Genomic DNA, 13,194 nt, shown 5'->3' on the forward strand with positions numbered 1-13,194 from the left:
ACGGCAACGAGGTGGCCCGATGGCAGAAGCAACGCGCCGCGTCTGGCGGGTGGAAGGGATGGACTGCGCCGCCTGCGTTGCGAAGGTGACGCGGGCCGTGGAGCGCCTGCCCGGTGTGGCCGATGTCGAGGTCAACCTGATGGCGGACCGCCTGACGGTCTCGCTTGCGCCGCACGCCGCGACGCCCGAGGCCGTCACGCAGCAGGTGGAGCAGCTCGGCTACCGCGCGCACCCCATCACCGGCTCGCCGGACAAGGATGGCGATGATCACCGGCACGGTGGTGCAACGGCCGAGCGTGAAGGCATCGGCCACGGGCATGCACATACACACGCCCATGCCGACGATCCCGCCGATGCCGGCAAGCCATGGTGGCGCAGCGGCAAGGCGATGCTGGTCTGGATGCTGGGCGGCCTCGTGCTCGGCGCCTACGCGCTCGCCCTGGTGCTGCCGGAGCGGCTGACCTATCCGCTGTTCCTCGCGGCGACGCTGGTTGCGCTGGTGCCCTTCGGGCGCCGCGCCCTTTCGCTGGCGCGCGCCGGCAGCCCCTTCTCGATCGAGACCCTGATGTGCACCGCGGCCATCGGCGCCGCGGTGATCGGCGCGGCGGAAGAAGCGGCGGTCGTCGTGCTGCTCTTCGCCGTGGGCGAGCTGCTGGAGACGGTGGCCGCCGGCCGCGCGCGAGCGGGCATCCGCTCGCTCGCCGCGCTGATGCCACGCAGCACGCTGCGGCTGCACCCCGACGGCACGACCGAGGCTGTGCCGGCCGCTGCGCTGGCAGTGGACGACCGCGTGCTGGTGCGTCCTGGCGACCGCGTGCCTTGTGACGGCATCATCGAGGAAGGGCAGTCGGCGCTGGACGAAAGCCCCGTGACCGGGGAGAGCGTGCCGATCGCGCGCGGCCCCGGCGATCGCGTCGTTGCCGGCGCGATCAACGCGGACGGCAGCTTGCGCGTGCGCGTGCTTCGCGCCGCCGCGGACAACACCATCGCGCGCATCATCCGCATGGTGGAAGACGCCACCGCAAGCCGCGCGCCGACGCAACGCTTCATCGAACGCTTCGCCGCCTGGTGGACGCCGAGCGCGATGGCGGTCTCCGCGCTGGTCATCCTCGTCACGCCCTTCGCCTTCGGCTGGGACTGGTGGACGAGTCTCTATCGCGGATTGGCGGTGCTGCTGATCGCCTGCCCCTGCGCGCTGGTGATCTCGGTGCCCGCGGCGCTGGCCTCCGGCCTTTCGGCGGGCGCCCGGCGCGGATTGCTGATCAAGGGGGGCGCGGCGCTGGAGACGATCGGCGTCGCGCGCTGCGTCGCCTTCGACAAGACCGGCACACTGACCGAGGGCCGGCCGCGCCTGACCGACCTGCTGCCTGTGGCCGGCGGCTCCTCCGACGCGCTGCTCGCGCAGGCAGCCGCCGTGGAAGCGGGATCGGCGCATCCCCTTGCAAGGGCCGTGCTGGCCGCAGCGGAAGCGCGCAGCCTCGCCGTGCCGCCCGCGCGAGGTCAATCGGCGATACCCGGCAAGGCGGTGCGGGCGACGGTGGATGGGCGGTCGGTCGCGGTCGGCAGTCCGCGCCATGCTGCCGAGACGGGCATCGCGCTCGGGTCGCTCGCGGCAGAGATCGCGCGGCTGGAGCAGGAGGGCAAGACCGTCGCGGTGGTCCAGGCGGATGCGAAGGCTCTGGGCGTGCTGGCCTTTCGCGATGAGCCGCGCGCGGATGCCGCCGCAGGCGTGCAGGCGCTGACCGCGCTCGGCATCCGCGCGGTGATGCTGACCGGCGACAACCGGCGCACCGGCGAAGCGATCGCCGCCACGCTCGGGCTGCATGCGATGGCGGAACTGCTGCCGGGCGACAAGCTGCGGGAGATCGCGCGGCTGAAGCAGGACGGCACGGTGGCGATGGTCGGCGACGGGATCAACGATGCGCCGGCGCTCGCGGCGGCCTCGGTCGGCATTGCCATGGGCGGCGGCACGGATGTCGCACTGGAAACCGCCGACGCGGCGGTGCTGCCGGACCGCGTGACGGGCATTGCCGAGCTCGTCGCCCTGTCGCGGGCGACCATGGCGAATGTACGCGCCAATGTCGCGATCGCGATCGGGCTGAAGGGCGTGTTCCTGGTCACGACGATGCTGGGCGTCACCGGGCTGTGGCCAGCGATCCTGGCGGATACCGGGGCGACGGTACTGGTCACGCTGAACGCGCTGCGACTGCTGGCCTGGAAGCCGGCGGCCTGAGCGGATCGGGCCGGCCGGCGCTTGCCCCGGCGCGCGCATGCGTGACAATGGCGCCCTTCGGGGGAGAACTCATGGGTCAGCGGATCGCGATCATCGGAGCCGGCGCGGTCGGCGGCTATGTCGGCGCGCATATGGCGCAGGCAGGCGAGGATGTGACGCTGGTGGACATGTGGCCGGAGAATGTGGAGGCGATTCGCGCCCGCGGACTGCGAATCAGCCACCTGCGCGACGTGCCGGAATTCAGCGTGCCGGTGCGCGCGCTGCACGTGACGGAACTGCAGGGGCTGAGCCGGGAACGACCGGTCGACATCGCCTTCGTCTGCGTGAAGTCGTACGACACGGCCTGGGCGACGATGATGGTGCGGCAGTACCTGGCGCCGGGCGGCTTCGTCGTCTCGCTGCAGAACTGCATGAACGAGGAGACGGTGGCCGGCGTGGTCGGGTGGGGCCGCACGCTGGGCGCCATCGCCAGCCTGATCACGGTGGATCTCTGCGAGCCCGGCCATGTGCGCCGCGCCGCGGGGCGGAGCGGCGCGCAGCACACCGTCTTCCGCGTCGGCGAGGTGCATGGTCGCGCCACGCCGCGCGCGCAGGAGGTGGCGCGCCTGCTGGCACTGTCCGACAGCACGAAGATCACGGCGAATCTCTGGGGCGAGCGCTGGACGAAACTGGTCGCCAACGCGATGGCCAACGGGCTTTCCGCCTGCACCGGCCTGATCACGCGCGACCTGCTGCTGGACGACCGGCTGCGCCGCTTCACCGCGCGCCTGGGCAGCGAGGCGATCCGCATCGGCCAGGCGCTGGGCTACACGCTGGAGGAGATCCACCACATCGCGCCGGAGGTGATCGCACGCGCCGGCGAGGGCGACGCGGAGGCCACGCGCCTGTTCGACGAACGGCGCCTGGCCGATGCCGCGGGCGGCGGCGGCGCGCATCGTCCCTCCATGGGCCAGGACATGGAGAAGGGACGCCGCACCGAGATCGAGTTCCTCAACGGCTACATCGTGGAGCGCGGCCAGGAGGTCGGCATCGCGGCGCCGGCGAATGCGGCGCTGACCGACATCGTGCGGCGTGTCGAGCACGGCGAGCTGCGGCCCGACCCGCGCCACATCCTGGATCTGCGCCTGAACTGAGGCTGCGCCGGCCTACCGGTACGCCGCGATGATCGACTGCGTACCGACATCGCCACCGAGTTCCGCCGCGACACGCTCGAACAGCCTGCGCGACAGCGCCATGCCCGGCAGGTCGAGCTGCATCTCCTGCGCCTCGGCCAGCGCGATGCCGAGGTCCTTCAGGAAGTGCTTCACCATGAAGCCCGGCGCATAGTCGCCCACCAGCATCTTCGGCCCCATCACGTTGAGCTGCGTGGACCCGGCCGCGCCGGGCGCGAGCGCCGCGATCACCGCCTCTCCGTCCAGCCCGGCGTGGCGCGCATAGGACAGCGCCTCGGCCACGCCCATCACGGCGGAGGCGATGGCGATCTGGTTCGCCATCTTGGTGTGCTGGCCCGCGCCCGGCCCGCCCATGTGGCGGATCGTCTTGCCCATGCGCGCGAAGACCGGCTGCGCGCGCGCGAAGGCATCGGCATCGCCGCCCACCATGATGGAGAGCGCCGCGTTGCGCGCGCCGACATCACCGCCGGAGACCGGCGCATCCAGCGCCGCGCAGCCCTTCGCCGCCGCGGCCTCCGCAAGCTGCACGGCCAGGCGCGGCGAGGAGGTTGTCATGTCGATCAGCAGCGTGCCGGGCTTCGCGCCGGCCAGCAGGCCATCGGCGCCGAGCCAGACCTGCTCCACATCCTGCGGGAAGCCGAGGATGGTGACGACGATGTCGGAGGCGGCGGCCAGCGCGGCCGGCGTCTCTGCCCATGTCGCGCCGGCATCCAGAAGCGCCTGCACGCGCGGGCCGCGCGAGCGGTTGGCGATGGCCATGGGATGGCCGGCGGCGCGCAGATGCCCGGCCATCGCGCCGCCCATGATGCCGAGCCCCATGAAGCCGATTCGGGGAAGCGTGGCGTTGCTCATGCGTTGTCCTTCGCGGCCTGCAGCGCGGCCCAGATGCGGGCGGGCGTCGCAGGCTGGCTTTCGAGATGCGCGCCGGCCTGCGCCAGCGCATCGTTCACGGCGTTCATCAGCGCACCGATGCCGCCCATCGTCCCGCCTTCCGCCATGCCCTTGATGCCGGCCGGAGTGCGCGGGCTGGGCGTGTCGTGGTGGGAGAGCGTGAAATCGGGCAGGTCGGCGGCGCGCGCAAGGGCGTAGTCCATGAAGGACCCGGCCAGCGCCTGGCCGTCCTCACCATAGGCCGCGTGTTCCATCATCGCGCCGGAGAGGCCCATCGCCGTCGCGCCATGCGTCTGCCCCTCGACGACGAGCGGGTTGATGCGCGTGCCGGAATCCTCGGCGACGACGTAGCGCAGGATGCGCAGCGCGCCGGTCGCGGGCTCGATCTCCACCGCGCAGGCATGGGTGGAATTGGAATAGGTCATCGCCGGCGGGTCGAAGGCGAGCACGGTGTGCAGGCCCGGCTCCATGCCCGGCGGCAGGCGCAGCGGATCGAGATGCGCGGTGCGCGCCACCTGGGCGAGGGTGAGACCGGTTTCGGACCACGCGCCTTCGACCTGGCGCAGCACGCGGCCCTCGCGCAGGTCGAGCCCGTCGGCGCTGTTGAGGTCGAGCATTGCCGCGGCGATGGCCAGGACCTTCGCCTTCAGCCGCTGCCCGGCCATGTAGAGCGCGCCGCCGCCCGCCGCCGCGCCGCGGCTGCCGCGGCTGCCCATGCCATAGGGCGCGATGTCGCTGTTGCCGATCTGGATCACCAGATCGTCGAAGGCCGCGCCGAGGCCCGCGGCGGCGGCCTGCGCCAGCGTCGTCTCATAGCCCTGGCCGGAGCCCATCAGCCCGCAGGAGGCGATGACGGCGCCGGAGGGCTCCACGCGGATCGTCGCGACCTCATGGCCCGACCCGGGGATGCCGGCGGATCTGTAGAAGGCGGAGCCGTAGGTGGTGCTTTCCACCACGGTGCAGAGGCCAATGCCGAGCAGTGTTTCGTGCGATTGCGCCTGCTGCGCGCGCAGCGTGGCGTAGCCGAGCATCTCGGCGGCGGCGTCAAGCGTCGCGCGCGGCGTCAGCGCGTCGTAGCGCTCCCCCGTCGCGGTGATCCAGGGCAGGTCGGCATCGGCGATGGAGTTGATCCGCCGCACCTCCAGCGGATCGAGGTGCAACTCGCGCGCAACAGAATCCATCGTCCCCTCCATGATCCAGGAGGTAACGGCCATCGGCGCACGCATCGGCCCGGCGGGGCATTTGTTGGTCAGCCAGACCTGCACGTCGTAGCCATATTCCTTCACGCGGTAGGGCCCGGGCAGGATCATTGCGACGACGCGCGCCATGTAGTTGGCGGGGAAGAAGGACCAGGCGCCGAAATCGGCCTCGATGGCGCAGGCGAGGCCCAGCAGGCGGCCATCGGCGCTGACCGCGGCGCGGGTGGAGACGATCTCCTCGCGCGCCATCATCGCGGCGGTGAGGTTCTCGCCGCGCGTTTCGCGCCAACGGACCGGCCTGTTCAGAAGCCGGGCAGCGGCAGCCAGACAAAAATCCTCGCGTAAGGGAATGATCTTCTGGCCGAAGCCGCCGCCCATCTCGGGGCTGTCCACCGTGATCTGGAATTCCTTGAGGCCGAGCCGCGCGGCGAGCGCGCTGCGATAGGGATGCGGCGCCTGGGTGCCGACGCGCATGGTCAGGTGCTCGCGCCCGGCATCCCAGATCGCCAGCACGCCGCGCGGCTCCATCGGCACATGCGTCTGTCGGTGCTGGCCGAAATGTGTTTCGACGACGCGATCCGCGCGCGCGAAGGCGGCGTCCAGCCCCGGCGTGGCGAAGTGTTGGTGCGAGACGCGGTTGCCCGGAACCGCAGGGTCCACGAGGGCGGCCGCGGCCTTGGCCTGCGCGATGCTGGCGACGGCGGGCAGCGGGTCCCAGTCCACCTGCACCAGTTCCGCCGCGTCCTCGGCGGCGATGCGCGTCTCCGCCAGCACCAGCGCGACGGGATCGCCGACGAGGCGCGCCGTCTCCACCGGCAGGACCGGCATCTCCATCGGCAGCAGCCCCTCGATGGGCGGGGCCATGCGCAGCGGCGCGACCAGCGCGTTCAGGTCGTGCGCGGTGAGTACGGCGACCACCCCCGCAACACCGCGCGCGGCCTCGCTGTCGATGCCGCCGATCCGCGCATGCGGATGCGGGCTGCGCACGAAGACCGCGTGCAGGCAGCCCGGCGGGGCGGCGATGTCGTCCAGGAAGCGGCCCTGGCCCATCAGCAGGCGCCGGTCCTCACGCCGCCGCAGCGGACGGCCGAGGACGCCGCCCGGTTCGGGGGGCGGCGGGACGGTCACAGCCGCGCTTCCGTCTGCTTGTCGAACAGGTGCAGCCGCGCCGGGTCCACGCCGAAGCGGATCGTCTCGCCGGAACGCGCGCGCCATTCCTTCGGCACGCGCAGCGTCAGCGGCACCTCGCCGGGCGCGACGACTTCCAGCAGCGTCTCCGAGCCGAGCGGGGAGACCAGGTCCACCCGTGCCTCGACGCCAGCGAGGCCGGGTGCGGGCGTGCCGACATCCTCCGGCCGCAGCCCGAGCATCACGGCGCGCCCCGGCGCGGCCACGGCCTCCGGCAACGCGATGCGCAGCGGGCCGCGGACGAAGCTGCCATCGGGCGCGATCTCGCCCTCGACCAGGTTGATCTGCGGGCTGCCGAGGAAGCTGGCGACGAAGGTGTTGGCCGGGCGGGCGTAGATGCCCTCGGGCGTGTCGAGCTGCTGGATCAGGCCGCCCTTCATCACGGCGATGCGATCGGCCAGCGTCATCGCCTCCGCCTGGTCATGCGTGACATAGACGAAGGTGGCCTGCAGGCGCTGGTGCAGATGCTTGATCAGGCTGCGCATCGAGAGCCGCAGCGCGGCATCGAGGTTCGACAGCGGCTCGTCCATCAGGAAGACGCTCGGCTTGCGCACGATGGCGCGGCCGAGCGCCACGCGCTGCCGCTGCCCGCCGGAGAGCTGCGAGGGACGGCGATCGAGCAGATGCGCGATTTCCAGTTGCTCCGCCACGGCCTGCACGGCCCGTTCGATCTCCGCCTTCGGCGTGCGGCGCAGCGCCAGGGGGAACGAAATATTCTCGCGCACTGTCTTGTTGGGATAGAGCGCGTAGGACTGGAAGACCATCGCGACCTCCCGCTTGTGCGGGGGCTGCCAGGTGACGTCCTTCTCGTCGAAGCGCAGCGTGCCGTCGCTGATCTCCTCGAGGCCGGCGATCATGTTGAGCGTCGTGGTCTTGCCGCAGCCCGAAGGCCCGAGCAGCACCATGAACTCGCCATGGCGGATCGTCAGGTCCAGCCGGTCCACGGCGACGACGCTGCCATAGCGCTTGGTGAGCTGCTCGCAGGCGATGGTGGCCATGTCGCTACCCCTTCACCGCGCCGGCGGTCAGACCGGAGACGATGTAGCGCTGGAACAGCACCGCCATCAGCACCGGCGGGATGATGGCGATGACGCCTGCCGCGTTGACGAAGGAGAAGCTGGTGGTGAAGTCCATCACGAAGCCCGAGATGACGATCGGCAGCGTCTGCGCCGCGACGTTCTGCGTCAGCACCAGCGCGAAGACGAACTCGTTCCAGGAGGTGAGGAAGGCGAAGGTGAGGGACGCCACCAGCGCCGGCAGCGACAGCGGCAGGTAGACATGGCGCAGCGCGCCCCAATGCCCGCAGCCGTCGATCCGCGCGGCGCGGTACAGGTCGCGCGGGATGCCCTCGAAATAGGAGATCAGGATGAAGATGGTGAAGGGCACGGTGATGGCGAGATAGGTCACCACCAGCGCGCCGAGCGTGTTGATCAGCCCGAGATTCCGCACCACCAAAAACAGCGGCACGATCAGCGCGATGTCCGGCACCACGCGCGTCGCCAGCACGGTGTACAGCGTGGCGCGGCGGCCGCGGAAGTCGATCACCGCGATCGCATAGGCCGCCGTGATGGACAGCAGCAGGTTCAGCACCGCCACCCAGAGCCCGACCGTCAGGCTGTTCCACAGCGAGGGGATGAGGTTCGCCGCACCGGAGGGAAGAAAACCGCCGGTGGCGGGGTCGCCCTGGCGCCGGGTCTCGTAGGTCACCTGGCGCTCGGCGGCGTTCAGGATGGCGTCGAAATTGCCGAAGTTGAGTTCCGGCGGCAGCCAGTTCGGCGGCACCGCGGTGATCTGCGCTTCCGTCTGCAAGGACGACGAAACCAGCCACGCCACCGGCCCCGCCACATACAGCACGAACAGCGCCGAGAAGAAGGCCAGCAGCAGCGCGCGGCCGATCCGCGGCGCGAGGGGACGCCCGGCCATCAGAGCCGCTTCCCCAGCCAGCGGATCACCGCCCATGACAGCAGGAAGGTCGCCATCGCCAGCACGTAGCTCATCGCGGCGCCGGTGCCGAAGCGAAGCGAGCGGAAGGTCTCGACATAGATCAGCCAGGAGAGCGTGAAGGAAGCATCGCCCGGCCCGCCCTGCGTCATGATCAGGAACAGGTCGAAATGGCGGATGCTGATCATCGTCTCGTAGACCAGCACGAGCATCAGCCCGGGCCGCAGCGCCGGCAGCGTGACATGCACGAAGCGCTGGAAGACGTTGGCGCCATCGACCTTGGCGGCGCGATACAGGTCGTCCGGGATCGCCTTCATCGTCACGATCAGCAGCAGCGCGGCCAGCGGCATCTGCTTCCAGATCGCCGCATTGGCGATCAGCAGCAGCGTGAGGTCGGGGTCGCCGAGCCAGGCACGGTATCGCTCGATCAGGCCGAGTTGCAGCAGCAGCCCGTTCAGCAGGCCATAGGTCGGATCGTAGATCCATTTCCACATCAGCCCATTGACGACGGAGGGCGTCGCCCAGGGCACCAGCAGCAGCGCGGCCAGGATGCGCTGGCCGGGAAACACCTCGTTCAGCAGCAGCGCGACCAGCACGGCGAGCACGGTCGTCACGGCGACCGTCACCACCGTGTAGACGGTGGTGCGTCCCACCGCGAGCCAGAAGCGGTCGTCGTCGAAGATGCGAAGGTAGTTGTCGAAGCCGACGAAGGGCCGGCGCAGCGGCCGCGTCAGCACGATGTCGTGCAGGCTGACCCAGAAGGAATAGAGGATCGGATAGGCCGCGACGACCAGCAGCACCGCCACCACCGGAAACACCAGGATGGCAGCGCTGCGTTCGTCGTAGCCCAGGGAGAAGCGCCTGCGGCGCCCCTGCACGGGGCGCCGTGGCAACGTGGCGCTCACCTCAGCGGAAGGCGCGCTTCAGCTCGGTCCACTTCGCCGCCGCCGTGCGCATCGCCGCCTCCGGCTCGGCGCGGCCGAGGCAGACGGACTGCCAAGCCTGGTTGGAGGTCTCCACCCATTCGCCGAACCAGGGCGAGATGACATCCTTCTTCTTCGCCAGCATCGCCTGCTGCGCGATCACCGCGCCGCCGCCGGCCCAGCGCTGCCAGAATTCCTGCACCACGGGGTCCTGCGCCAGCGGCATCGCGCAGGTGGGCAGGCCGACATCGGTCAGCAGCAGCTTCTGCATGGAATAATTGCCGGAGGTGTCGCGGCCGCCGAAGAATTCGACGAACTTCACCGCGCGGTCGCGCCGCGCACGGTCCTGCTTGGCGCCGGGCGTCATGCCGTAGAAGCGGATCCAGCCGCAGGTCGCATTCGTGCCGTCCGGCCCGCCCTTCGGCATCAGCGCGATGCGGATCTTGCCCGCGGCGGAGGCCTGGGACGGGTCGTTCAGCGCGCGGATGCGATAGGTGGGCACGATGCCGAAGGCGTGCGAGCCGCCGCCCATCGCGCGCAGCCCGTTGATCTCGGGCGTCTCCACCGCGCCGGGGGAGACGATCTTGTGGGTGTGGATCGCCTCGCGGATGAAGCGCGCCGCGCGCACCGCGCCGCGATTGGCATCCGCCATCACCGCGTTGCCCTGCTCGTCGGTGAAGCGGCCGCCGAAGGCGAAGGTGAGCGCGGAGACGAACTCGATCAGCCAGGTGTCGGCGGCCAGCGAGAGCAGCAGCGGGTATTCGGAGATGCCCTGCTGCTTGATGCGCAGCGATTGCTGCACGACCTCGTCCCAGGTGGTCGGCGGCGCCGAGATGCCGGCGCGCTGCAGCAGCTCCGTGTTGTACATGAAGCTCATGTGGTCGCCGTAATAGGCGAGGCCGTACTGCTTGCCTTTGTACGTCATGGACTGCGTGCAGTATTCCGCCGCTTCGGCGTTGAAGCGCATGAGCTGCGGGACGTCGTTGATCTCCGCCAGCCAGCCGGCCTCGGCGAATTCCGGCAGCCAAGCGTCGGAGATCCAGGCCACGTCGATCGGCGCGTTGCCGACCAGGCGCGTGACGAGCGCGGTGCGGTACTGCGCCCAGGGGAAGTTCTCGTAGTTCACGCGCAGATTCGTCGCGCGCTCGAAGGCGGAGATCTGCGCCTTCACCTGGTCCACCGCGGCGGACCAGCCGACGAAGTTGACCGTGCCCGCCGCCTGCGCCTGCGCACGGGATGCGCCACCGGCCAGCATGGCCGGGGCTACGGCCAGCCCGGCGAGGACGTGACGGCGCGAAAGGGACGACGTCGCGGATTGTGTCATGGCGGGGGCTCCTGATCGCTTCATGCAGTATTTGCGCGGGCGCGCAGACTGTCCAGGCGGCACCCTCGGCAACAGGGCAGGCAAGGCGGCGAGATTGCGGAGTCGTACCTCCTTGCCCAATGTCGCGCAGGCGGATCGAAGCCGCAGACGGGGACATGCATGGGCCGCGGCGTACGGATCATCGCCTGGTGCTACGGGATCGTCGCCGGGCTTGCGCTCGTGGTCGGCTTCCCGCTCTCGGCGCTGCTGTCCGCCGCAGGGCCGCGCGGAGGCGTCTCCACCAGCGACGCCGGCGTGCTGTTCCTGCTGGCCGCGGCGATCCTGCTGGCGCCGGCGGTGCTGGGCGCGGTCGGCACGCTGCGCGACCGCCATTGGGGCCCGATCGCGCTGGGCTACGTGGCCGCGCTGATCCTGTTCCTTCCTCCTGTTGGAACGGTGGTCGGCGCCGTCACGCTCTGGATCCTGTTCCCGGCGATCCGCGCAGGCTGGGCACGGCAGCGCGACGCGAATGCGGCGCATGCCGCAGCGCAACTCGGCGCAGCGACATCGACCGACTGTGCGCATCTGCAGCCGATCGAGGGAGCGATGCGCCGCGCTGGTATCGCGTTGCGAAGCTCGCCATGGGGACGCACGCAGGCCGCCTGCACGATCGACCTGCTGGCGCTGGCGCGGCGCTTCGGGCCGCTCGGCCCGGTGTCGCTGTCGGAACCGACACCGGGCGAGCGCCAGGCGCCGGGGGATCCGCGCGCCCTGCTGTGGTGCCAGGCCTGCCGGCAGGGGATCGAGGTGGTGGCGCCGTCGCGGGCGCCGCCGGGCACGCGGATCTTCCCCGGCCCCGCAGCGACCTGATCCGGCCGGCCGCGCCGGGCGCATGCGGCTTGAAAATGTGACAGTTTTGTTGCACGACCTTCGGGAAGCGAGTGCGGCGGCCAAGCCGTGCCCGCAAAATCCGGGAGGGATCCATGCCTGAAGCTTGGCAGACCACGCGACGCCGCCTGCTCGGTGCCAGCGGCGGCGCGCTTCTCGTTCCGCAGGTGGCCCGCGCCCAGGCGGCGTTGGAGCCGCGCGCTGTCATCATCACCAGCTTCTCGCGCGATGTCACCACGCCCTTCGTGCAGGCCTTCGAACGCCGCCATCCCGGCACGAAGATCGAGGTGCAGAACCGCAGCACCACGGCGGCCGTCGCCTTCATCCGCGAGACGCGGTCCAGCCCGCCCGACATGATGTGGGCCAGCGCGCCCGACGCCTTCGAGGTGCTGAAGCAGGGCAACCTGCTCGCGAAGCCGCAGATCGACACCAGCGGCATCCCCGCGCGGATCGGCGGCGGCCCGACCAACGACCCCGAGGGGCATTATTTCGGCTTCGCCGTCTCCGGCTACGGCATCATGTACAATACCCGCTACCTGCGCGCGAACCGCCTGCCGGTGCCGAAGGAATGGGCGGACCTGAAGAACCCGGTCTACCAGAACCATGTCGGCATCAGCTCGCCCAGCCGCTCCGGCACCACGCATCTGACGGTGGAAACCATCCTGCAGGGCGAAGGCTGGGCGCCGGGCTGGGCGCAGCTGCTGGAGATCGGCGGCAACTTCGCGCAGGTCTCGGACCGCAGCTTCGGCGTGCCGGATGCGGTGAACAGCGGGCAGTACGGCATCGGCATCGTCATCGACTTCTTCGGCTTCGCCGCCAAGGCCGCGGGCTTCCCGGTGGAGTTCGTCTATCCCACCGTCACCACCCTGGTGCCGGCCAACATCGCGATGATCGAGGGCGCGAAGAACCCGAACGCGGCGCGCGCCTTCATCCAGTTCCTGCTCTCGCCTGAGGGACAGGAGGTACTGCTCGACCCGAAGGTGATGCGCCTGCCGGTGCGGCCGGAAACCTATGCCAAGGCGCCAGCGGGATTCCCGAACCCCTTCACCGACCCGTCGCTCGGTGCGCGGGTGAAGTTCGACAACGACGTCTCCGAGAAGCGCTACGAGCTGCTGAACAGCCTGTTCGACCGCATGATCACCTTCCGCCTGCGCGAGCTGACGGAAGCCTGGAAGGCGGTGCATGCCGCGGAGGCCGCGCTGGCCCGTCGCGACAACGCGGAGGGCCGCAGGCTGGTCGCGGAAGCGCGGCAGAAGCTGACGCAGGTGCCGGTGAGCGAGGCGCAGGCCGCCGACAGCGCCATCGCCGGCGCCTTCCAGCCAACCCGCCCGGGCCGCACGCCGGGCCCCCGCCAGGCGCAGTTGGAGGAGGAGTGGGACCGCTTCGCGGTGGCGAACTACGCGGAGGCGAAGCAGCTCGCCGAACGCGCGCAGCGCGCGCGCTGATCGCCACGGGC

Annotated in this window: 10 protein-coding genes; 4 read left to right on the forward strand and 6 right to left on the reverse strand. The window is 70.6% G+C overall.

The window, feature by feature from the left end:
* The first annotated feature begins 19 nt into the window (after positions 1-19).
* Together E4T13_RS12175 and E4T13_RS12180 are read left to right on the forward strand one after the other, a co-directional pair.
* Positions 20-2,233, forward strand: coding sequence for a heavy metal translocating P-type ATPase (locus E4T13_RS12175; RefSeq protein WP_240791100.1), 2,214 nt, complete (start codon positions 20-22; stop codon positions 2,231-2,233).
* 71 nt (positions 2,234-2,304) lie between these two features.
* On the forward strand, positions 2,305-3,366 hold the full coding sequence (locus E4T13_RS12180) for a ketopantoate reductase family protein (protein WP_170984961.1): 1,062 nt from the start codon (positions 2,305-2,307) through the stop codon (positions 3,364-3,366).
* A 12-nt stretch (positions 3,367-3,378) separates the two neighbouring features.
* On the opposite strand, the gene E4T13_RS12185 is transcribed toward E4T13_RS12180, so the two are convergent.
* The 6 genes from E4T13_RS12185 to E4T13_RS29885 are packed head-to-tail and all read right to left on the reverse strand — an operon-like array spanning position 3,379 to position 10,871.
* Positions 3,379-4,257 (reverse strand): NAD(P)-dependent oxidoreductase, encoded by an 879-nt coding sequence (locus E4T13_RS12185; RefSeq protein WP_137178579.1) that lies wholly within the window; start codon positions 4,255-4,257, stop codon positions 3,379-3,381.
* Positions 4,254-6,623: a xanthine dehydrogenase family protein molybdopterin-binding subunit gene (locus E4T13_RS12190; protein WP_170984962.1), complete on the reverse strand. Its 2,370-nt coding sequence runs from the start codon at positions 6,621-6,623 to the stop codon at positions 4,254-4,256. The genes E4T13_RS12185 and E4T13_RS12190 overlap by 4 nt, the downstream gene beginning before the upstream one ends.
* Positions 6,620-7,681, reverse strand: coding sequence for an ABC transporter ATP-binding protein (locus E4T13_RS12195; RefSeq protein ID WP_137178581.1), 1,062 nt, complete (start codon positions 7,679-7,681; stop codon positions 6,620-6,622). The genes E4T13_RS12190 and E4T13_RS12195 overlap by 4 nt, the downstream gene beginning before the upstream one ends.
* A 4-nt stretch (positions 7,682-7,685) precedes the next feature.
* A complete protein-coding gene (locus tag E4T13_RS12200; RefSeq protein ID WP_137178582.1) occupies positions 7,686-8,606 on the reverse strand; it encodes a carbohydrate ABC transporter permease in 921 nt (306 codons plus the stop codon).
* Positions 8,606-9,517 carry a carbohydrate ABC transporter permease gene (locus tag E4T13_RS12205; protein ID WP_206030163.1) on the reverse strand — a complete coding sequence of 304 codons (912 nt, stop codon included), beginning with the start codon at positions 9,515-9,517 and terminating at the stop codon, positions 8,606-8,608. Before E4T13_RS12205 ends, E4T13_RS12200 begins: the two co-directional genes overlap by 1 nt.
* A gap of 13 nt (positions 9,518-9,530) precedes the next feature.
* Positions 9,531-10,871: an ABC transporter substrate-binding protein gene (locus tag E4T13_RS29885; protein ID WP_170984963.1), complete on the reverse strand. Its 1,341-nt coding sequence runs from the start codon at positions 10,869-10,871 to the stop codon at positions 9,531-9,533.
* A gap of 159 nt (positions 10,872-11,030) precedes the next feature.
* Here E4T13_RS29885 and E4T13_RS29890 point away from each other — a divergent pair, with 159 nt between their 5' ends.
* Together E4T13_RS29890 and E4T13_RS12215 are read left to right on the forward strand one after the other, a co-directional pair.
* Positions 11,031-11,720, forward strand: coding sequence for a hypothetical protein (locus E4T13_RS29890; protein WP_170984964.1), 690 nt, complete (start codon positions 11,031-11,033; stop codon positions 11,718-11,720).
* Between the two features lie 113 nt (positions 11,721-11,833).
* Entirely contained in the window at positions 11,834-13,183 is a 1,350-nt protein-coding gene (locus E4T13_RS12215) for an ABC transporter substrate-binding protein (RefSeq protein ID WP_137178584.1), read from the forward strand.
* The last annotated feature ends 11 nt before the right edge of the window (positions 13,184-13,194 follow it).

The organism is Roseomonas sp. AR75 (assembly GCF_005222815.1).
GTDB lineage: Bacteria > Pseudomonadota > Alphaproteobacteria > Acetobacterales > Acetobacteraceae > Falsiroseomonas.